The sequence below is a fragment of the Psychromonas ossibalaenae ATCC BAA-1528 genome (assembly GCF_000381745.1).
Lineage (GTDB): Bacteria > Pseudomonadota > Gammaproteobacteria > Enterobacterales > Psychromonadaceae > Psychromonas > Psychromonas ossibalaenae.
Genome location: NZ_KB906981.1, coordinates 74,284 through 95,887, shown reverse-complemented (window position 1 = coordinate 95,887; position 21,604 = coordinate 74,284). Strand labels below are relative to the sequence as shown.

Here is a 21,604-nt window from a genome sequence, read left to right as displayed (position 1 = left end):
TTTTTCGGCAGTTTGAAACAGGAGCGTGTTCATTGGCGCAATTATCAAACGCGCTATGCAGCTCAGCAAGATGTTATGAATTACATCACGATGTGGTACAACTGCCAACGAATGCATTCATACCTTGATTATCGAAGCCCCAATGAATTTGAACGTATGGATAGACCGTTAAAAGAAGTAGCTTAACGAACTTAACTAGGGTGACCGAATTCAGTTGACCAGGTCATACGCTTGATGATTCAAATATTACAAACGAAGAGTGATTAAGTGACAATACGATTACGCTAAGTCTGTCTAAGATTTAAATGCCAATTGCTCCAGGTATTTAAAATAATGTCCCAGAAACAACAAAAGTTATTACTGGCTTTATTTAGATCAAATTCAACAGGGGATCTGTTGATGTTTTGTTATTTCAAGCAAAGATATCTTGTTTCCATGCGCAGTGTAGGCATGCATTATATAAATTGAGTCGTAGATGCAAGTATGAATTCCCACGCGGAGCATGCTAACTAGTAATTCTACAAAATAAAAAAACAAATTAGCAGGGCACTTAAAATAATTTTAACTACTAACAGTCATGTGGGAATCGTATTTTTATCTAGATAAAAACATTTTAATGCAGTTACAGTCTGCAATATTTAATACGAATGAGCGTAAGCAAACCCAATAACTTATTTGTATTCGAGCACAAAGGTGTATTAATCTAATTTTATTAAATTGAAACATCTACAACTGAGAGCTTCTGAAAAATACAATCGTAAAAACAATTCAACCATCAAACCAAAAAGTTGAACGGGTAAAACCAATAGATTAGCGTTCTCAGTTTTTCTTAATGTATGTAATTACCAGAATAACGCTGCAGATTTCACGTGAGAGCGCTCACATATCACACAAACGCACCATAAGCCTAGTATTTACGGGCGTTACAGCGAATTACATTGAAAATGAATGAGGCAATAAATACAACTAAATGACTGTTAAATAGGTGTTTTTGTCGCTTTAATACACATATTTAGTGATTTGAATCGAGAAATGGGTGAAATCCCGTAATTCTAGCTATTTGATTTACTAAATTAGAGATAAAAGCTGCTTAATAGACAAAAAGCCAGATTTTACAGATCAAAAATCCCCAAACTGCAAAGTGCATAGATAGGTGTATTATACATTTTATGTTAAATACAATTATGTTCAATAACAGATAGGAATAAGCAGTTTATTATCTATTGCCTATATAGATGCAAACCCTATTTAACATAATATACATTATGCGCAGTTGTATGTTTGGTTATGTAGGGGGGTATCTTAGTGAATACCTATAAATTTAGATCTACACTAATTATCAAATTCATACGCTGTGCTATTATCTGCTCTTTAGAATCCTGCATATTCAAACTTCCCTAATCAAGCTTAATCAATGATTTCGTTTCTGCCGTTACTCATAGCTTAATAACGATTGTCTAGCTCACATGAAATCTAAACCTGTTATGTCTGTCATTTCCCGTAGATTATACACAGCTAATTTATGGCGTTTTCATTATCGGCTGTCACGTAAAATATGAACGGCTTATGTTTGTTGTTACCCATAGATTTCACACAGCTACCTTGCGATTTCTCATTATGAACTGTCACGTAAACCTGAGCTGGTTATGTCTGTTGTTAGCTGTAGATTTTACAACAGCAAACTCATCGCTAAATCTAAATCCAGCTTTTTATAGTTTAATATCATGACGGCTGTCTCTAACAGCTAATCATGTATTGTTTAATTTGATTTATTACCTTAGCTGTTCATTACCAACTTTAAGCACTGGCCAATAATGTTTAAATTCACTTAGATATCTACTAATAGTTTTTACCTGTAAATGAAATCATAACAAACCAATGATTAAGTTATGTCTTGGCCACTTAAGATTCTCTTTAATCCAATGCGGTTACTAGTTTTTAATTCATCAATTTTTAGCTGACGATTACCTGAGATTATCAGAAACTGAACTTAACCGAGCACCCATAATTATCAATGTTTATATAATCAACCAGGTTAATATCAGATAAATTAACTGAATTAGATGGTTACTTAGCTGTTTAAATTTAATAAGTCAGCTTTTCATGGGGAACGTGCCAGCACTGTTCAAACACACAGTGGTGCTGTGTGTTTGCGTGAAAATTAAACATTTTTCTGTGATTATTGAAGTTTCAGGAGAAAATATAGACTAAGCGCCCTTTTATTCACTTACTTAACCACTGTGTATGCATACAGCTCGATTTAATTACCCGTAAATCGGCGCCTTTTTACAGTTAGCGATAAAAATTTACTACAGGCCCCCTTTTGTTTATACCTCGCTTAGCCTGTGCTTATTCAGCTTCGAAGAGATAAATGAAACTGAGTTTTACGCTCAAATGAGTAGATAGTCAGCAATAACAAGCTGATTAATGAATAAATTCATCATTCATTTCTTACTAACACCTCTGAAAGGCCCGTTGTTACTGGGCTTAACAACTTTCAGTCTGATTTTTAAGCGCTCTCACGTGAAATCTGTAAACAAATCAAGGTACTGTATAGAAGTAGAAAGCACATGAAGCATTAACCAACCGGAATCAGACATATTTTATTGTCCTGATCACTATCCAATACAAACATTCGTATTTCAGCCGCACAAAACAAAAGACAGTGACCACATAAAAAAGCTCGATCAATGCCGAGCATACTTGATGACTATTTTTTATGACCTGCTATTTATCTTTCTTTAAATCTGACAGTTCTTCGCTGTGCCAGATTTTACGCTGAAATCGCGGGTTCTTTGAAGACATATCTATTTTGTATGGATTGGCTTCTGAATGATATGGCAGATCTAAAATGTTAGAAAGCTCTTGTGCCAGCCATTTCTCAACTTTAAGTACAACGAGTTTTTTACGTAAACGTCCCTGTTCATCACGGTTTAGAATAGTTGGTAAAGTATTGAGCGTTAAAATTTCACCAATGGCAGGATGAACCATTCGCTCGCGACCTTCGTCACTGGCATAAAAATGCGAAACAGCAAACACCATTCGCTCAGGATTTATTTTTTGTAAAAACTGACAAGACTTTACCACTGTAGAGCCGGTGCGAACCATATCATCAAACAATACAATGCTGCAGCCGTCTAGATCTTCGAAGGTGTGTTCGCTTTCTTTGTGCAGGGTAATATCCACTTTGCGTTCGTTGCTGCGTTCTTTGTCGAGCATGATAAATTTTGCTTTAGATAAACCAAGCGCATTGAACATTTCTTTCACGAAATCGCGGGCTCCTTTATCAGGTGCGCATAATACCAAGCCTTCACCATCAGGGCCGTAATTTAAAATATTGCTATTCAATAAATAATGAGCGTAAATTTGATAAGGGATTAGATTATGGAAATCACCCTCAAAAATGTCTGCGAAAATACGCTGCACGGAATAGGAATGATTGTGGATTGTCAGCACGGTATCAACACCAGAGAACTTTAATAATTGTGCATATAATTTTGCAGTGAATGCCTGACCATCGAATTTTTTTATGTCATTAACGTCACGTTCAAAATTTGTTTCACCTAAATTTTTATGAGCCCCTCTGTCTTGTGCACTGTAGAATAGATCCGGCTCAACTAGAACAACGCGGCCAGCACCATTTTCTTTAGCGGTTCTGGCTATAACCAGATTAGCCATTGCCAATTCTTGACGAGATTTAGTATGGCTGCTGGTACTGACAATAACCACGGTCTTGCCGGTCAGTGTTTGACCTATTGAATCCATATCCAGTTCATCCGAAATGAAACGTGGACAAAATTCAGAATTCATAAAGGTTTTCATGCTGATCAAATCAGCAATATCTTCATGCTGTCCCATAGCGTAGGCTATATCAATTGCAAATGGGTTGTCAGAAGTATTACTTACAACGACAAGATTACTAGACTGGTTGGTCAAAAAATTCATGAACAGTTCCTTACCAAAATTGGCGATTGGAGGTGGGGAAATTTAGACGCTCATTCTAATATTATCGCTGCTTAATCGATACTGTGTATACATACAAAGTTAAAGTTGTTATGTGCAGACACTTTATATAAGTTAGTAGAGCATTAAACATTAACGTGACACTGTCACTCTCTTTGCAATAATTTACCAATTTGAAACACGCCAAATACACGTAACCTACCAGGCAAGTACAGTCTGTTTGATGAATGAGGTAAAATATTGAATCGTTGAAGTATGTTTCTTAGAGCAGCTTATTATGAAAAGTAAAAGCGGTACTAAAGAAGGCCGGCCTTGTACTTAATAATTTGTGGTATACATGAGTAGATACTTTATCAGGAATGTCGAAGTACTCCAAACCTTTACAAAAGAACTTCATGAGCAGATTCAAATAGAAGGCATGGTGATCCTTTCTTCGCTGGGTAATGCATTAGCCAAAGGAAGTTATGATATGCTTTGGGAAACACTGTGTAAATCTCCTCTCTATTTTGATGGTGATGAGTTCAGTATGAAGTTTCTAATTGAAATAGATCGATTTATCCCCGCTGATTCAGAAATCAACAAACAGTTGGATCCTATAATCAAGCGATGCATAATGCCATTGCGAATCGACGAGTGAGAGGCGTAAAAAGTAAGCCCCCCTTTTATCCCATTCCACCTAACCAGCAGTTGAACAAGGTATTGTGCGTGACAGTGTCACGTATTGATGATTTGTTTTTCTCTTTCTGTCAAAAGCAGCTTCTCAACAATCTGAATTTTTGTTAATCCGGATTCAATTGCCATACTTTCAAGTACTCGATGTGCTTGAAGAGAAATATCAATATCGAGTCTCCTGGTTGTTAATTTTCTATTTTCACGTTTCTTATAAGTTCGTAAAGCTGCAGATAACTTCTTTTTCCCAATATTTGAAAGATTATTTTCTCGAAACTGGTTCAGAGAGTTATGATCAATAAAGGTTACTAGTCCCTCGTGTTCAATCTCTTGTTTCGCAATGCTTAAATCAATAAATGAATCATATTTAAGATTATCAATCTGCCTTCTGATCCATGATTCCTGAATATCGTAATAGTCGTTAAATATGCTTACTACTTTTGCCATTTGGGTTCCTGAATATTGATTTTGACAAGTAACGTGTGACAGTGTCACACGTTGCGAATATATCGCAGTCAATGTCAAAAATCTACAATGGATTCTGCAGCAGGAAAAATCTTAGAAGTTCATATTAAGATGCTTTATGTTGAACGGTTTGAGGTTTGCCCTGAACAGGACAAACACTCAGTTTTAATTATCTAAGTATGCTGAATACATTTTCTTTACGGCTGTATGCATGCAGGCGCTCAACTAAAAGATCTACAAAACCTTGTCTATCGAGATCAAACAATACGGTCGCGTTATTTTTATTTCCTGTCAGCTGATAACGGTCAACAACAGTCATTCCCTGAGTCAACTCGCCTTTAGTTTCTATTCCAACCCAGCATTCCTGCGCTTCAAACAGTTCAGGTTTAAGCATCCAGGCGATAGTACATGGATCATGAAGCGGCGCACCGGTAAACCCCCATTTAGGATCTCTGTGATAAACCATAAAGAAGTCAAGAAGCTCTGCCACACATAGTGCAACAGGGTTATCAATAGCGCGGATCCGCTCAATATCTTCATCCATGATCTGCGCTTGATGCGTAACATCCAGGCCGCACATAGTAATAGGGATACCTGATTTAAACACAATATCAGCAGCTTCTGGATCAACATAAATATTAAATTCAGCAGCCGGTGTCCAGTTGCCTATGCCGGCTGCACCACCCATTAACACTATTCGCTCAATTTTATTATGAAGTTCAGGGTGACTGGTCAGCAGTATGGCGATATTAGTCAGCGGTCCAGTCGGCACTAGAGTGACCGGCTCTCGGCTTTCTTTAAGCTGCAGCGCCATGAGTTCAACAGCCGTTAGAGGAACAGGAGAAAAACCCGGATCGGGTAATTTAGGACCGTCAAGTCCCGTTTCACCGTGCACACTATCGGCAATAATTAACTCTCTAGACAGTGGTTTAGGTGCCCCGCCCGCGACTGGAATATCGCTGCGTTTTAACAAGGTAAGGATGCGAAGCGCGTTATTAAGGGTTTTTTCCGGGGTCTGATTACCGGCGCTTGTGGTCACTGCAAGCGGAGAAAATGCATCACTGCTAAGTGCAAGAATAAGTGCAATCGCATCATCATGGCCGGGATCACAATCGAGAATTATCGGGCGTTTCATTGTCTAACTCCTTTATTTTGACAAAAAAATAGATTAACATGCTGTCATAAGTGGTAATGTGCTAACCTTCACATTCGAATAAGTCTATTTATAGTTGTTACTCATAAATCAGTTTATATTCAATACATTGCCTCTGCATCACAGCACTATTAACTGACCTTTAAATGTCCTTTTCTTTTGTTCTGCACCTGCACAAATGCACTCAAAAGGTGATAGATAAATTATGATTTGATAAAGTCAATAATGCATCACTATTATCAGTATTAACATTTTGATAATATTCCTACTGGATGAAATTCTGCACATGCACCGGTGACGATATCGTAACCCTCTTTAAAGTTAAATAAATTTTCTTTATGCTGCATGCTGCCGACAACTCAAAAATTCTAGTACAGGATACAGCATGAAGAACAAATCGCTTTTAGCCGCGGCAGCTTTCACTGCAGTAACTTTCGCTCCATTAACTCATGCAAAAGAATTTCTAACTGTAGGTACCGGTGTTTATTATCCTGCCGGCAGCGGTATATGCAGGCTGATCAACAAAGACAACAGAAGTCACGGTATTCGCTGTAACGTAGAAAGTACCAAAGGAGCTGTATATAACATTAATAGCCTGAGAGATGGTGAAATAAGCTTAGGTGTAACCCAGGCAGACCAGCAGTCCGACGCTTATAACGGTAAAGGAGCCTTTGCAAGTTCCGGTAAATATGAGGATCTTCGCAGTGTTTTCTCTATTAAACTGAAGCTTTTACAGTAGTTACTCGTAAAGATGCAGGCATCAAATCATTTAATGATTTACGAGGCAAGCGGGTATATATTGGTAAGCCTGGCTCTGGTCAACGTGCAACAATGGAAATATTAATGGATGCTAAAGGCTGGGAACACAGTGATTTCCGTCTAACAACTGAATTAAAAGCAGCTGAGCAGGCTCAGGCACTTTGTAATAATGAAATTGACGCTATGGTATATTTCATGGGTCACCCTAACGACGCAGTTAAGCAAGCTACAACCTCATGTGAAACGACTCTAGTTGGCGTTGACGATAAAACGATAAAACGATAAAACGATAAAAAAGCTTATAGATATAGATGATACACCACATTATTTTTCCTATGATATACCAGGTGGTACGTACCAAGGCAATGAGCAGACAATTACAACCCTGGCGTCTAAAGCTACCATTATTGCCAGCAGCCAAACATCTACCGAGACAATTTACAAGACAGTTAAAGCGGTGTTTGAAAACTTAGATACTTTCCGTAGTATGCACCCGGGTTTAGCTGATATAGATAAATCCGATATGCTGGATGGCCATACTGCACCGATGCATCCTGGTGCGGTGAAATACTTCAAAGAAGCAGGTTTACTTTTGTAGTATCATTGTGGAGCTGCTTTTGCAGCTCCCAGTTGTAACTTGAACAAACTTTGAAAATCCATACAAACTTCTCAGTCCATACGGCTCTATTTAATTACGATTTATATACCCATTAGCATACAAGATGCGAAAATCACCAGTCCTGAGCTCCCCCCTTTAAACGTGAAGATGAAGACCTAACGGATAAAATTAAGACTTCATAACAATAAAGTGCGCTTGCCTCTGGGGCGGCAGCTCGTAAAGAACGCTGTGTTTATGATACTTAACCCACCCTTCAAGTGTAAATATAATGATATAAAAATTATATTTACATGAAGCGCATGCTGCATCACTGTTACTAACGATACACTTTGTTAACATTCCTGTTGGATGAAAGACAGCCACGGATCAGGCGAATATGATGATAATGTAACCGCCTGGATCACTGTTAAATTCATTTAGCTTTACGGGCAGTTACAATTCAAAAACACTCGTAGAGGATACAAAATGAAGAATAAATCCCTTTTAGCAGCTGCTGCTTTCACTGCAGTAACTCTGGCTCCACTTACCCAAGCTCAAGAATTTCTAACTATCGGTACCGGTGGTGTTACTGGCGTCTATTACCCTGCCGGCGGCGGCATGTGTCGTTTGATCAATAAAGATAATAGTGATCATGGTATCCGCTGTAATGTAGAAAGTACCGGCGGTTCGGTGTACAACCTGAATACGCTTCGTGCTGGAGAGTTAACTTTAGGTGTTGCACAGTCGGACCAGCAGCACGATGCTTATAAGGGACAAGGGGCCTTTGCAACTGCAGGCAAATACGAAGATCTTCGCAGTGTTTTCTCTATCTATACGGAAGCGTTCACCGTTGTTGCGCGGAAAGATGCCAACATAAAAACTTTTGATGATCTTAAAGGTAAGCGGGTAAATATTGGTGAGCCGGGCTCTGGACAACGTGCCACAATGGAAGTTCTGATGGATGCCAAAGGCTGGGAAACTAAAGACTTCCGCCTGACTTCCGAGCTTAAGGCAGCCGAGCAGGCACAAGCACTTTGTGATAACAAAATTGATGTCATGGTTTATTTTGTAGGCCATCCAAACGGCGCAATCAAAGAAGCAACCACTTCATGCGAAACTAATATAGTCAGCGTTGATGATGCAACTGTACAGAAACTCGTAGAAGATACGCCGTATTACGTATCTTATGATGTACCCGGCGGTATGTATCGTGGTAATGAGCAGACAGTAACAACACTAGGTGCCAAAGCAACTGTGGTAGCCAGCGCTAAAACGCCTGATGAGACAATTTATCAGGCAGTTAAAGCAGTATTCGGCAACTTTGATACATTCCGCAGACTGCACCCTGGATTTGCTGACATTGAAAAATCAGATATGTTAGACGGTAATACTGCACCGCTGCATCCCGGAGCCGCGAAGTACTTTAAGGAAACCGGTTTGCTTTAACAAGCAGTTTAAGCAGCACTTCAGTGCTGCTTTTCAACTCCCCTCTTTTGCCGTTAATTTATGCACAGCTTCAAATTAAGATAACTTAAATAACTTCGCAAAAGTTTTTTCTATTCCTTAAAAGATTTATCTATATGCCAAATACTCAAACTTCACAGCAGTTACAAGAAATGGCTGCAAATGCCGATTCTGGAGCTCGTCAACCTGAAGGGTTCAGCGGGAAATTGATTTCAATTATCGCGTTGACCTGGGCGTTGTTTCAATTGTGGTACGCCTCACCTCTACCATTTACACTCAATATCGGCATCATTAACGACTCTCAAGCCCGGGTAATTCATTTATCTTTTGCTGTGTTCTTAGCCTTCAGTGCGTTTCCTGCTTTTAAAAATTCACCGAGAAAAAGAGTACCGCTGCAGGACTGGTTGTTTGCACTGACAGGTGCGGCTTCTGCAGTTTACCTTTTTGTATTTTACCAGGAACTGTCTACCCGCCCGGGTGCACCGGTTACAATGGATATCGTTGCTTCCGTGACCGGCATGCTTCTGCTTTTAGAAGCAACACGCCGTGCATTAGGTCCTGCGCTTATGATAGTGGCAGGTGTATTCTTAGTGTATATATTTGCCGGCCCTATAATGCCGGAAGTGATTTCGCACCGTGGTGCATCTCTGGCAAAAGCGGCAAGTCACCTATGGATAACATCGGAAGGTGTATTTGGTATTGCACTGGGCGTATCAACCAGTTTTGTCTTTCTGTTTGTATTATTCGGTGCCCTGCTGGAAAAAGCCGGCGCCGGTAATTACTTTATAAAAATGGCATTTGCTCTACTAGGTCATATGCGCGGTGGTCCGGCAAAAGCAGCCGTTTTAGCCTCCGGAATGACCGGGCTTATTTCTGGCTCTTCAATCGCTAATGTAGTAACAACCGGTACCTTCACCATTCCGTTAATGAAACGCATGGGCATGCCGGCAGAAAAGGCTGGCGCTGTCGAAGTTGCCTCTTCTTGTTACGGGCAGATTATGCCGCCGATTATGGGAGCAGCTGCCTTTTTAATGGTTGAATATGTGGGTATCCCCTATGTGGATGTTATTAAGCACGCCTTTATTCCTGCAATTGCAGCCTATTTAACTTTCCTGTACATCATGCATCTCGAAGCACTGAAGGCCAACCTTAAAGGGATTAAGCGCACAGTACTACCCGCACCTTGGAAAATTCGACTGTTACGTGCAGGTATTACCCTTTCCAGTCTATTTATTCTTGCCGGTGTTGTTTATTTCGGTCTCAACTTAATACAGAGTGTTTTAGGCGATACGGCAGTCTTTGTTATTTCAATATTGGTCTTAGGCGCTTATATAGGACTGGCCGCACACAGTGCAAAATATCCCGATTTAGAAGTTGATGACCCGACTAAACCTGTCGAATCTCTACCGGAATTAGGACCAACAGTTAAGTCAGGTCTGCACTTTCTGCTTCCGGTTATCATTCTTGTCTGGTGCCTGATGGTTGAGCAGTTGTCTCCAGGGCTTTCAGCTTTTTATGCCACCGCATTTATGATGTTTATTCTGGTGACACAAAAACCATTGTTTGCTTTTTTCAGAAAACAAAATAACTATAGTGAGCAGTTTAAATTAGGTGTTGGTGATCTGATGTCCGGTTTAGAAACGGGCGCGCGTAATATGATCGGCATAGGTGTTGCTACAGCAGCCGCCGGCATTGTCGTAGGCGCAGTTACCCTAACCGGTCTTGGTCCGGTAATGACCGAGCTGGTAGAGGTACTGTCTGGCGGCAGCTTGATGGTGATGCTGGTACTTATTGCTGTGATCAGTCTTATTTTAGGATTAGGTCTACCGACAACCGCTAACTATATTGTGGTATCTAGTTTAATGGCGCCGGTAGTAATGACTCTAGGTGCACAGCACGGTATGATAGTGCCGCTTATTGCTGTGCATCTGTTTGTTTTTTACTTTGGTATCATGGCTGATATTACCCCTCCTGTAGGCCTGGCAGCATTTGCAGCTTCAGCAATATCGAAAGCTGATCCGATTAAAACCGGTATTCAAGCCTTTAAATATGCTATGTTAACTGCTGTATTACCTTTCATGTTTATCTTTAACACCGATATAATTCTGGTGGGCATAGACAGCTTCTGGCATGCGGCCTTTATCTTTGTTGTTACCCTTACGGCGATGTGTTTCTTTGCAGCAGCTATTCAAGGTTACTTTTTTGCACGTAATAAACCTGTTGAGACACTGTTACTGGTTTTAGCTGCATTTTCACTTGCTCGTCCTGATTTCTGGCAGAATCGCTATGCGCCGGAGTTCATTGACCACCCAGGCAGTGAGATAACTAAAGTGATTGATAGTCTGCAGCCCGGAGAACAGCTCCGTCTTAAGATGGCTTTCACGACAATGAATGGAGAGCAGAAACAAACCGTGGTTGTGCTTGATATTCCCGGACAGGGCAGTGGACAAGAGCGCCTTGAAGAAGCTGGTTTAACCCTCGTACAAAATATTCAGGGAGAAACAGTGATCGAGATGGTTAGCTGGGGAAGTGCAGCAGAAGAAGCCGGCCTGGATTTTGATCAGGTTATTCTAGCCGCGCAGCAGCCTAATCAGCGTTTTGCTAAGCAGCTGGTATATATCCCAGCACTGTTTATCGCCTGGTTAGTCTATATGCTCCAAAGCAGCAGACGCCGTAAGCAGAAAACTCAGTCGATTGAAGCAGAAACACAAACTATATAAGACTATACCCGTTATCATTTAAGATTCAAAAATCAGCAAGTCGTAAGGTGAGCAGATTCTAGGCGTGAAGGTGAAGATCTAACGGGTTAAATCGAGATTTCACAACGAATTGTTAAATGCTTGAATTTAATCAATGTCGATAGAGGAATCACGAAGTGAATCGCTCGAAAGACAGCGAAGATATTTGCTTCACGACTTGCCCCATGGGTTGTTAGCTCGCAAACCAATACTGTGCTGCAACATTCGATAAGGGCTAGCCATTTAAAGATTAAAGTCTTTATTTTAATCTTACCGACAGAGGATTAACGTAGTTAATCGCTCGAAAGGTCATCATGTTGCACCTTGTCTTGGTGTCCGAGCTGGTGACTGATAAATGCATTTTGATTGGTAACGGGTATATAGACCGGCTCTTGTAAAATAGAGCCGGTTTTCTATGCCGCATCTTCAAGTTTTAATTCATACCAGGTAGTTAGCTAGTCCCAGTCAAACTGATAATAAGCATCAACCGCCTGGTATATACCATTGGAGGCTTCAATATAAAAACGTTCAAACAATTCATAACGGATCGCCAGTACAGTAAAACTGTCAAATACCCCCACCCCGTAACTTAACTGAATTCCGGGCGCGATATAACCGCTCACACCGACCGACTGCTGGTCACCGCTGCCGCTGGATGAAAGCGATAAATCTTTAATACCCACAGTGTTACCTAAATTAGTCATTAAATCTTCAGATTGACCAGCACCAATACTAACCAGCATACTGGCTAACTGGTTACTGCTGCTGTCATCGTCAGAAGTTGCATCTAACGATTTACCACGGGTAATGTAAGACAAGGCATCCTGCTGCGACATTGAAGGATCGGAAAATATAACCAGTTTCAACTGATCCGGCGTGCCGGTGACACGAACACCTGCAGTGACATTATCTTCAATATTATTGGGATCCCGTATTGCTTCGATAGAGATATACGGTGAGTCTGGCGCACCTTGAAAGATGACACGGCTTTTCTGCAGAACCAGCTGCTGGCCTAGCGAGCGGTAACTTCCATCGACAAAATTTAATTCTCCGTTAATAGTTAATGATTTTTTCGGCTCCTTGGCTATCATCATATTACCGTTGACATAGGTATCTAGTCCCATTGCAACAACCTGGAGTTTTGAACCAAGATCAACTTCCAGATCAATATTAATGGGTAAGGTAGTTGCGTCCTGGGGTTCTTCTATATCAACAACGACTACATCTTTTGACGGGGTAACTGCACCTTCCGGTAAATCTTTAACGGTAATTCGGCCCTGATTAACCAAGACTTTGCCTTTTAATTCAATATAGTCATCAATTACTAATTTAAGATCTGGACTGATTAAAAGGTCAATTTTCTCATAATCATAAATCTCCAGTTTATTGGCAAAGAAATGCAGGCTGCCTTTAAATTTTCTCTTCCAGTCAAACTGTCCTTTGATAAATGCTTTGCCGATATCTGTCTCGCCGGCAGCTGTTTTGGCCTGCTCCTCAGCCAGCTTCTGCTGTTTAGATTTAATACCAACAACATTTAATGAACTGTTAATGATACCTAGTGCACTATTTACAATCTGCTTTGCTGGTTTGCTGTTTTCTGTCTGTTGTGAGTCGCCAGTATAGAAAGAACCGTTTATATCCGCTCTTGTATCATGCACAGTAATCTGGGTGTTTAAACGATTTATCTGTACCGGGCTGCCGACGGCAGTAATTCTCATGTCATTGAAATTAATTAAGCCATTTACAATGGGGTTTGCCATTCGGCCGCTAACAGCAAGCTCACTGTGCAGACTGCCGGTTAATTTCTCTAGCTGCGGGATAAGTGCCGCAAAAGGTGAAAAGTCGGGAATATCTATATTAACCGACGCCTTAATATCCGGTTGTGTTTTATAGGGCCAGACTTTACCTTGTATTTTGGTATCAATTAATTTGTCTGAAAAAATAACTGCGGATAAATCAGTCTGCTGCTTATCTCCTTTAAGACTGATTTCAAATGACTGCACCGGATATATAACCTGCCCTTGTGCACTTTTTTCTAAGTTAACTTTAACTGCCATATCTTTGGAAAAAACATCAATATCAAAACTGGGTTTTTGCTCTTTTAACCACTTGATATCCGCATTGGCAGAAACTGCACCGCCCAACTTCAGTTCAGCAGGCATCAGCGGATCCAGACTGGTTAATAGATATGAGTCAATATCAAAGCTGATGTCGCCGTAATCACCGGCAGTGAATTTATTGATACACAATTTACCGTTTTTCGCGGATACCTTATTAGATGTATTCCAGCAGTGCTCTGTTAACGTTATCTGATTATTTTCAGCAATGACATCAAAGGGAGTGCTTAAAGTGAGACGCTGACCGGAGATATCAATAACAGCTGTACTTAACGCCGTCAGCCATTTTTCTTTTTCCTGAGTCAGTTTAACCTGAAGATCCGTTGACAGCAGTTCACTGTCTATAGATAAATCAACGTCATGAACCTGAGTGTCTGTGCGGCTGGTATTCCTAACCCGGACTGCTGCGGATTGAATAAGCTGATCGTTTACGACAATCTCACCGGCATTTACGTCTAATGATACCTGCGGCTGCGCAGAGATAACTGAATCAGTGGAGAGTTTAAAGTGCTGCAGCGATGTTGTCTGATAGCTGACTTCATTACCCTCAAGCTGCGCTTTAACCCGCAATTTGTCAATAGGCCCTTTAACTGCCACATTACCATTGATACTGCCGTGACTGTCAAGCAGTGCATGACCTAAATCAGCGATATTCAGGGCAATATTCAGGTCACTTTGTTGATCATAGCGACCGTTGATATTGAATTTATTATCGGCGTTATGCACCACAAAATCATTGAATAATACACCGCTTTTGTGATCGCCGGACAACTGGCCGCTCAGCGAAAAAGGCTGTTCTAAGAAAGTGCCGTTAACATCCATTTCCGGAACGGAAAAAGCCCATAAAGGAGCCGAATCATCCTTTAATTCCAGGGTGACATCTTGTTTAATCAGGCCTGAAAAATTGCCTGTATATTCTGTTTTAAGCTGTTTCAAATCAACAGCGTCTAGCGACAGCTGTCCACGCCATTTAAGACTATCCTGCCAGTTAAGCAGACCTGATAGATTGACTGAACCGTCAAGTGTGTGAACAATTAACTGCTGCAGATTAAGCTCCTGTAAACTGCCCTGCGCAGACAATGACAAATCACCAGGCGGCACATTATCAATCTGGTAATCACTATCAAGCTTAAGTTGATAATTATCCGCACTGCCGGTGCTCTGCAGTCTTCCCTGTTTAGATGAGTACAGCTCATTTTTAGTTAACGGCCAGGTTAAATTCTGCCAGTGCAAATCCAGTTTATGTGGTAAGTTCTCTGCAAACAGATTGACCTGTGTCTGCAGCTGCATTGATACTTTATTAGATAAGCTCAAGGCTGTACTAAGTTGTGCTAGATCTCCCGAGCTTTTAAGGTGATAGAGTTGGCCTGATAAGAGTGAAGCAGGCTGCAGCTGTGCAATTGATTTAAGCTTGCCGTTCAGTTCAATATTTAACGGATATCTATCCGTGAAATCAATATCTCCGGCCAGGTTGAGGTCTGTCTCCGGAATATCCAGTGCTAATGAATCAATACTGAGTTTAGAGTTGATAAAGTTAAACTGTGTATCTAACGAGTTAAGTTCAAATAATGTCTGCTCACCCTGGATCAGTTTAAAGCGGCTGACTGTAATAGGATTTATATACAGGTTAAGCGGCATAACTATTTCAGGCAGTGACCCCGCTTTTAATATTGCCGGAATGCTGTGTAGTTTGTCCGATGAGGGTCCTGCCTGCGGCTCTTTGCCTGCTTCAGGCAAATATACAGTCAGCCCCTTCACAGCACTATTTATTGAAATATCTTTGTTTAAGCCGTGTGCTTGTAAAGACAAGTTCTGCAGCTCTAGGCTTAAGCCGCCTAGTGCAAAATTAATATCAGAGAGGTTAATTGCCTTCAGTTCAACTTCAACAGGCAGCTGAATTTCACTGTTTGTCTGTGTTTCTGACGGCTCAGAAGTACTATTTGCCGCCGCGATATTAATATCGGCGCCGGAGATATCAAGCTGCTCTAGGCAGAGTTTGTTAAAAAGGCATGACCAGTCAAAAACATAACTGGCCGACTCTATGGCAATACTGGTTTCACCATCATTCCAGATAATATCTGCAAATACCGGTGAATTAAATATACTGCCGCTTTGTAGTTCAATTGAAAAGCGCGGTTCAAATTTTTCAGCTGCGTTAAAAACCAGGTTATTGCCTGAATGACTAAACAGCAGCAGACTAATAGTCAGAAGCAGTACTGTTAAAAGGGAAATTGAGGTAATGATAGTGAACTTGCAGACTGCCGTTAGTGTGGATTTAAAACTCATAATTCAGGGCCGATCATAAAGTGGAATGTAAAAGAATTTTCAGTATCTGTAAGCGGCTTAGCAATATACAGACGAATCGGACCAACCGGTGAAGCCCACACTGCACCGACTCCCGTTCCTACTGATATCTCTTCAGAATAATCATTAGTTGCAGTACCTGCATCAACAAACAGCGCAGCCTTCCAGTCTTGGACTACCGGCATACGGTATTCAAGACTGCCGACGGTCAGGTAACGCCCGCCGATCAACAAGCCGCTGTCATTTCTCGGGGCAACTTTTTCGTAATCATAACCACGTATACTCTGATCCCCGCCGGTAAAGAAACGCATTGAAGACGGTACGTCATTAATAGAGTCAGCATATATCGCGCCAAGTTCAGCAGAAGCAACAAACTGGTGTTCATTATAAGTGCGGATAAATTTTGAATTTCCGTAAACTTTCACTAAGTCTGAGCTCGATAACCACCATTCATTTGATACTTCAAATGAAAACATATGTTTACTTCCCCAGTCAACATTTATACCGCCTCTACTGCGGCTGTTACTGAAACTAACCCCTGGCAGGATCAGATCTGTTGAATAACTTTCCTGCCCCTGTATACCGTTTTCATGATCATATCTTATAAACGCAGTCTGCCGCCAGTTGTTAGATAACCGCCAGTGACGATTTAAACCAACTAGATATTGATGCGTGACAGTATCATTCTGATCTACATGTTTATAACCACTTTGTATGGAAAAGTAATTATACAGAGGGTCTTCCAGCGGGATTGAGTATGTAAGAGAGGTTTCCTGCTTGGGAGCAGAGGCAACCACATTGCCTTCGATGGAATGCCCGTCTTCGTTTAGCCAGGGTCTCACCCAGCGAAACTTCCCTCTCACACCTTCATCGGTACTAAAACCAGCCCCTACATTAAAAGAGTCCTGCGGCTGCATTTTGGCCATAACATGTAATGGAATGAGCAGCCCCTGTTTATCTTTAACAGCCGGCAGGATTGTAATTGTTTTAAAATAATTTGTTTCATTGAGATCAACATTAAACTGGCTTAAAATTCTCGAGTCAAAGGGATCACCGACTTTAAAGTTTACCAAAGTGCGAATATATTGTTCAGCTGCGATTTCATCTGTAAAAACTAGCTCTCCAAACTGATAGCGCGGTCCGGTATTGAACCACAGATAAACGGCTGCAGTGTTGTTTTTTGAAGTAACTTCAACAGCAGCTTTGTCAAATTTAGCGTCAAAATAACCACGTCGCTGGGCGATACTTCTCAGGCTGTCTTTGGCTGTTTCATAATTACCATGATGCAGTTTATCATGCAGTTTAACTGCAAAATCATCTAATACTTTTTTAAACTCAAAATCGTTTTTTCCTTGCCCGGTTATTTTAACGCTCAGGTTGGTAATTTCACTAGATACACCGGGTTCAATATTCAGCGTGACCAGCTGCTCTTGATCCTTAGCGGTCACCTTAATCTGCATGCTTATCTGGTAATAACCTAATGCATTCAGGGCTTCTCGAGTAGAGTCTTCAACCTGCTGTAAATAACCGGCACTGTCGGCATTTTTAGGCTGACTTAGCCCTTTCAGATGGATTTCAATATTTTCACGGGCTTTATCATTGGTCCCGTTGACTTTAAAAGCCACCTCAGCCGCTAAAGCCCCATGAAAAAAAGTAACTATTATTAAAAAACAGAATTTTATTATTTTCATTAAGTTATTATTTCAACTCTTTTTTACTGCTGTTGAGTGCTGTTTTATGGCCTTTGAATAACAGGGTTTGAAAGTCTTTTTTAGCTAACGGCGTGCCGATATAATACCCTTGAAACTGAGTACAGCCGCATGTTGTTAAAAATGTTAACTGTTCCTGTGACTCAATACCTTCAGCAACAACATCAAGCTTCAGTGCATGCGCCATACTGATGATCGCATTTACAATCACTTTTTGGTTCTCGTCCTGCATTAAATTTACAATGAAAGACTGATCGATTTTTAAAGTAGAAACAGGAAGTACACTTAAATATGAGAACGAAGAGTAACCTGTTCCAAAATCGTCAATCGCAAAACGTAAACCTAAATCACGCAGTTTATTAAGTTTATCTATCACTAAATCCATATGTCCGACCAGAATATTTTCCGTTATTTCAATTTCGATAAATCTAGGGTCTATTTGCGTCTCTTCCAGGTAACGTTCAATTGAGCGTACAAAGGTAGTCTGCAGCAGCTGTTTAGGGCTGACATTAAGCGATAATGTTGTAAATGATTCCGGTAAACCAAGTTTCTGCCATTGAGCAAACTGCTCAAATGCACTTTTAATTACCCAGTCTCCCAAAGGCAGTATTAAACCGCAGTCTTCGGCTACGGGAATAAAATCAGCTGCGTTCACCCAGCCCTGTGCACCATGTAACCAGCGGGTTAACGCCTCTGCACCGATTAACTGACCATGTGCATCAATACGCGGCTGAAAGTACAATGTAAATTCCTGGTTTTCCAAACCTAAATGAATCTGTTTTTGGAGGTTATGGCGGGCTAGTATTTTATGTTCAATTTCTTTGGCGAAGAAACTAATATTACTTAACACATTGTTTTTAGCATTTTTCATTGCCATAGCGGACTGACGGAGCAGGTCATTTGCATCAGAGTCTACAGCAGGAAACAATTCAATACCAAATACACAGGACAGTACAACATCTTCAGAGTCAATGCTGAAGGCCTCTTTTAACTTTTTGTCCAGATGCTGTGCAAACTCTAATGCCATTTCCGCAGCATGTTCACTGTCTTTATGCAGATCCGGCAGTACAGCAACAAACTCACTGCCCTGCAGATGAGCGATAAAATCAGGCCCGGACTTTAATTCTTCTAAACGTCGGGCGATTAAATACAGAAGCTCGTCACCTTTAAAGTGTCCCTGTAGATCATTGATTGTTTTGTACTGGTTGCACTCAATAAATATAACGGCACCATGCAGCTCATTATGCTGGGCACGGGCGGCTTCCTGAGCAAGATGTACTAATAACTGACTCCGGTTCGGCAGCTGGGTGATTTCATCAAACTGCACCTGTTGTTTAATTTTTTCCTGTGACTCTTTATAAACACTGACATCGGTATTAGTACCAATTACCCGTAACGGCTGCCCGTCAGCATCCCAGGATACAGTCTGGCCGCGGCTTAATATCCAGCGGTATTCGCCATTTAAACAACGTACCCTGTGCGTATTTTCAAAGAAAGAGTTACGTCCGGTAAAGTGAAAGCGCAGATCCTGCAGTACGGTAAACAGATCCTCCGGGTGAATACGTGACTCCCATTCATCAATATCAGTACCGATATCAGTTTTGTCATATCCGAGCATCTCCTTCCAGCGGGTTGAATAATAGACGTTATCATCGGATATATTCCAGTCCCATACACCATCGCGTGCACCGCTCAGCGCATATAACCAGCGCTGCTCACTTGCAGATAAACGGTTTATATTGTTTTTTACTTCGTTTGCCAGTTTCGCAAAGGAGTTTTGTAAAAGACCCACTTCACCAATACCACTCTGATCAACCTCTATCTTATTACTTAAATCAGAAATATTAGTAGAAAGTGCCAGTTGATTCAGCGGTTTGATAATAATTCGATTTAAGAAATAAATAAGCAGAAACAGCGTTACCAGCAAGGTAGTTGATATTTTAATCAAAGAAATAAGGGCATTATACTGGAGCGACTTTATTGCACTGGTTAGCGAATAGCGAATGAAGATAAGACCGTTATATTTACGGTTTAAACTGTTGCCTTTTGACAGCATCTGCAGCGGTGCATAAACAATTAAATCTTGAGTACTACTATTATACTGAAAAATGAACTCATTTTTCTCAATAACCTGCGGCAGAAGACTACCGTCATATTGTTCAAGCTGCAGTTTAGAAAACATATATTTTTTACGTAAATCGTTACTTAAAATAATCTGCTGATTATGGTCAACAATGGCGATGGTTTTAAAGTTCTGATCCAACGCAGTTTCGGATACTATATGCTGTGCCTGAGCTTTTTCTAAACGCATTAATGTATTGGATAAGGTGGTCTGCAGATTACCGGCAATACCTTTAATATAGTGCTCTTTTTCAATATAAAGACGTTTTTGTGCCTGCTGATATTCGAGGTAAAATACAAACCCCTGCAACAGAACAAAAATTGCAAAGAGAATTGCCGGGATGATAACGCGCAGCGACAGCTTATTAACATTATTCATAAATAACTCGCTCCAGTATTCTCGTTGAAATAAGACTATTAAAATCAGATGGAATTTTCCCGAGCATGTTCTTAGCTGTCATAAATTTACTTAACTGATTAGCTTGTAGTTCGATGTTCGAAGGAGAGCCGGATAAACGCATTAAAGCGTCTCGAGGTTCAATAAACAGGGTGCCGGCAAAGGATTTTTCTAATAAATAGGGGTAAACCTGCAGTCTGACAGACATAGTTGTCAGTGCATCTTTAGGATTTTCCAGGTAATACTCCTGGGCCCGATAAAAACGTTTCAGCAGCTCCGTTATCTGTTCTTCTTTTGCGTAAAAACTATCTTCTCTGGCAACAATTAAATGGGTGATACGCTGTTCTAAAATACTTGAGTTAAGTAATTCAACTGCGCCAAGCTCAAGCAGCTGCTGTTTCTGCGGTTCTCTGACAATAAGTGCGTCAATATTACCCTGCATATAGGCATCTTTTACTTCATTTTGTTTCACTTCATACAATTGAATTGTTTGATTATTCAGTCCAGAAAGTGACATCATTTCATCTAATAATAATGCACCGGCGGCCTTATTTTCATATCCAATGGAACGCCATTTTAAGTCGCTAAGTTTTTTAATTTCTGGTTTAGCTAATAATGAATCAGCTCCGACGGACTGATCAATGACAGAGATTATTTTAAGGTCAATACCCAGTGCAACCAGCGTTAAGACTTCATCAAGTGATAAAAAAGCCACATCAAGTTTACCGGTCTGAAATGCTTGAGTCACGCTGGTTGAAGACGGTAATTCAAATAAGGAAAAATGCTCAGGATTGAGATAATTCAGCTGCTTTGCTAAAAACAGGAATTCATAATTCGGCCAGGGAGCGGCGGCAACAGTTAAAGGCTGCTTATAGGGCTGACAACTGAATAAAAATGAGGTTAATAAAACAAGACAAACTGAACGTTTAGCCAAGGAGACAAGCAGTTTCATAGAAGATCCAAATAGAGAATAAAAATCAATAATTGATTTCATAAACATAGAGTTTAGGATCATGACAGAAAGTTTTTGATAAAAAAACAGCTATTTTCGGGAAAATAACTGTTTTTTAATGATTTTGCGAGTTAAATATACCCGTTACCAATCAAAATGCATTTATCAGTCGTTAGCTCGGACACCAAGACAAGG

General features: G+C 40.6%; 14 protein-coding genes. 7 read left to right on the top strand and 7 right to left on the bottom strand.

What is annotated here, in order from left to right:
* A partial coding sequence (locus G327_RS26480) for an IS3 family transposase (RefSeq protein WP_026339199.1) occupies nucleotides 1-186 on the top strand: 186 nt, incomplete at its 5' end.
* Nucleotides 187-2,727: 2,541 nt separating this feature from the next.
* Here G327_RS26480 and G327_RS0109475 read toward each other — a convergent pair.
* On the bottom strand, nucleotides 2,728-3,945 hold the full coding sequence (locus tag G327_RS0109475; RefSeq protein ID WP_019614532.1) for a phosphoribosyltransferase family protein: 1,218 nt from the start codon (nucleotides 3,943-3,945) through the stop codon (nucleotides 2,728-2,730).
* Between the two features lie 355 nt (nucleotides 3,946-4,300).
* Here G327_RS0109475 and G327_RS0109470 point away from each other — a divergent pair, with 355 nt between their 5' ends.
* Nucleotides 4,301-4,600 (top strand): hypothetical protein, encoded by a 300-nt coding sequence (locus G327_RS0109470; protein ID WP_019614531.1) that lies wholly within the window; start codon nucleotides 4,301-4,303, stop codon nucleotides 4,598-4,600.
* A 77-nt stretch (nucleotides 4,601-4,677) separates the two neighbouring features.
* Here the strand turns inward: G327_RS0109470 and G327_RS0109465 are convergent, their stop codons facing one another.
* Together G327_RS0109465 and rihA are read right to left on the bottom strand one after the other, a co-directional pair.
* Nucleotides 4,678-5,079: a hypothetical protein gene (locus G327_RS0109465; protein WP_019614530.1), complete on the bottom strand. Its 402-nt coding sequence runs from the start codon at nucleotides 5,077-5,079 to the stop codon at nucleotides 4,678-4,680.
* A 187-nt stretch (nucleotides 5,080-5,266) separates the two neighbouring features.
* On the bottom strand, nucleotides 5,267-6,232 hold the full coding sequence (gene rihA / locus G327_RS0109460) for a pyrimidine-specific ribonucleoside hydrolase RihA (protein ID WP_019614529.1): 966 nt from the start codon (nucleotides 6,230-6,232) through the stop codon (nucleotides 5,267-5,269).
* Nucleotides 6,233-6,635: 403 nt separating this feature from the next.
* On the opposite strand from rihA, the gene G327_RS27700 reads away from it, so the two are divergent.
* From G327_RS27700 to G327_RS0109435, 5 genes are all read left to right on the top strand, one after another.
* Nucleotides 6,636-6,989 carry a TAXI family TRAP transporter solute-binding subunit gene (locus tag G327_RS27700; RefSeq protein WP_019614528.1) on the top strand — a complete coding sequence of 118 codons (354 nt, stop codon included), beginning with the start codon at nucleotides 6,636-6,638 and terminating at the stop codon, nucleotides 6,987-6,989.
* A 20-nt stretch (nucleotides 6,990-7,009) separates the two neighbouring features.
* Nucleotides 7,010-7,294, top strand: a complete 285-nt coding sequence (locus tag G327_RS27695; RefSeq protein ID WP_281167228.1) for a TAXI family TRAP transporter solute-binding subunit — start codon at nucleotides 7,010-7,012, stop codon at nucleotides 7,292-7,294.
* A 4-nt stretch (nucleotides 7,295-7,298) separates the two neighbouring features.
* The gene (locus G327_RS27530) at nucleotides 7,299-7,607 is read left to right on the top strand and encodes a TAXI family TRAP transporter solute-binding subunit (RefSeq protein ID WP_342662383.1); all 309 of its coding nucleotides are present in this window, start codon (nucleotides 7,299-7,301) and stop codon (nucleotides 7,605-7,607) included.
* A gap of 486 nt (nucleotides 7,608-8,093) precedes the next feature.
* Nucleotides 8,094-9,053 (top strand): TAXI family TRAP transporter solute-binding subunit, encoded by a 960-nt coding sequence (locus tag G327_RS0109440; protein WP_019614525.1) that lies wholly within the window; start codon nucleotides 8,094-8,096, stop codon nucleotides 9,051-9,053.
* Nucleotides 9,054-9,187: 134 nt separating this feature from the next.
* Nucleotides 9,188-11,791, top strand: a complete 2,604-nt coding sequence (locus tag G327_RS0109435; protein ID WP_019614524.1) for a TRAP transporter permease — start codon at nucleotides 9,188-9,190, stop codon at nucleotides 11,789-11,791.
* Nucleotides 11,792-12,264: 473 nt separating this feature from the next.
* Here the strand turns inward: G327_RS0109435 and G327_RS0109430 are convergent, their stop codons facing one another.
* The 4 genes from G327_RS0109430 to G327_RS0109415 all read right to left on the bottom strand — a co-directional run bounded on the left by G327_RS0109430 (nucleotide 12,265) and on the right by G327_RS0109415 (nucleotide 21,409).
* The gene (locus tag G327_RS0109430; protein WP_019614523.1) at nucleotides 12,265-16,212 is read right to left on the bottom strand and encodes a translocation/assembly module TamB domain-containing protein; all 3,948 of its coding nucleotides are present in this window, start codon (nucleotides 16,210-16,212) and stop codon (nucleotides 12,265-12,267) included.
* Nucleotides 16,209-17,855, bottom strand: a complete 1,647-nt coding sequence (locus tag G327_RS0109425) for an autotransporter assembly complex protein TamA (RefSeq protein ID WP_245542686.1) — start codon at nucleotides 17,853-17,855, stop codon at nucleotides 16,209-16,211. The genes G327_RS0109430 and G327_RS0109425 overlap by 4 nt, the downstream gene beginning before the upstream one ends.
* 73 nt (nucleotides 17,856-17,928) lie before the next feature.
* Nucleotides 17,929-20,439, bottom strand: a complete 2,511-nt coding sequence (locus G327_RS0109420) for a bifunctional diguanylate cyclase/phosphodiesterase (protein WP_019614521.1) — start codon at nucleotides 20,437-20,439, stop codon at nucleotides 17,929-17,931.
* Nucleotides 20,432-21,409, bottom strand: a complete 978-nt coding sequence (locus G327_RS0109415) for an ABC transporter substrate-binding protein (RefSeq protein WP_019614520.1) — start codon at nucleotides 21,407-21,409, stop codon at nucleotides 20,432-20,434. Before G327_RS0109415 ends, G327_RS0109420 begins: the two co-directional genes overlap by 8 nt.
* Nucleotides 21,410-21,604: the final 195 nt, after the last annotated feature.

Coding starts and splice junctions, on each gene's coding strand:
- G327_RS0109475 (WP_019614532.1), bottom strand. CDS start 3,945: ATGAATTTTTTGACCAACCAGTCTAGTAATCTTGTCGTTGTAAGTAAT.
- G327_RS0109470 (WP_019614531.1), top strand. CDS start 4,301: ATGAGTAGATACTTTATCAGGAATGTCGAAGTACTCCAAACCTTTACA.
- G327_RS0109465 (WP_019614530.1), bottom strand. CDS start 5,079: ATGGCAAAAGTAGTAAGCATATTTAACGACTATTACGATATTCAGGAA.
- rihA (WP_019614529.1), bottom strand. CDS start 6,232: ATGAAACGCCCGATAATTCTCGATTGTGATCCCGGCCATGATGATGCG.
- G327_RS27700 (WP_019614528.1), top strand. CDS start 6,636: ATGAAGAACAAATCGCTTTTAGCCGCGGCAGCTTTCACTGCAGTAACT.
- G327_RS0109440 (WP_019614525.1), top strand. CDS start 8,094: ATGAAGAATAAATCCCTTTTAGCAGCTGCTGCTTTCACTGCAGTAACT.
- G327_RS0109435 (WP_019614524.1), top strand. CDS start 9,188: ATGCCAAATACTCAAACTTCACAGCAGTTACAAGAAATGGCTGCAAAT.
- G327_RS0109430 (WP_019614523.1), bottom strand. CDS start 16,212: ATGAGTTTTAAATCCACACTAACGGCAGTCTGCAAGTTCACTATCATT.
- G327_RS0109420 (WP_019614521.1), bottom strand. CDS start 20,439: ATGAATAATGTTAATAAGCTGTCGCTGCGCGTTATCATCCCGGCAATT.
- G327_RS0109415 (WP_019614520.1), bottom strand. CDS start 21,409: ATGAAACTGCTTGTCTCCTTGGCTAAACGTTCAGTTTGTCTTGTTTTA.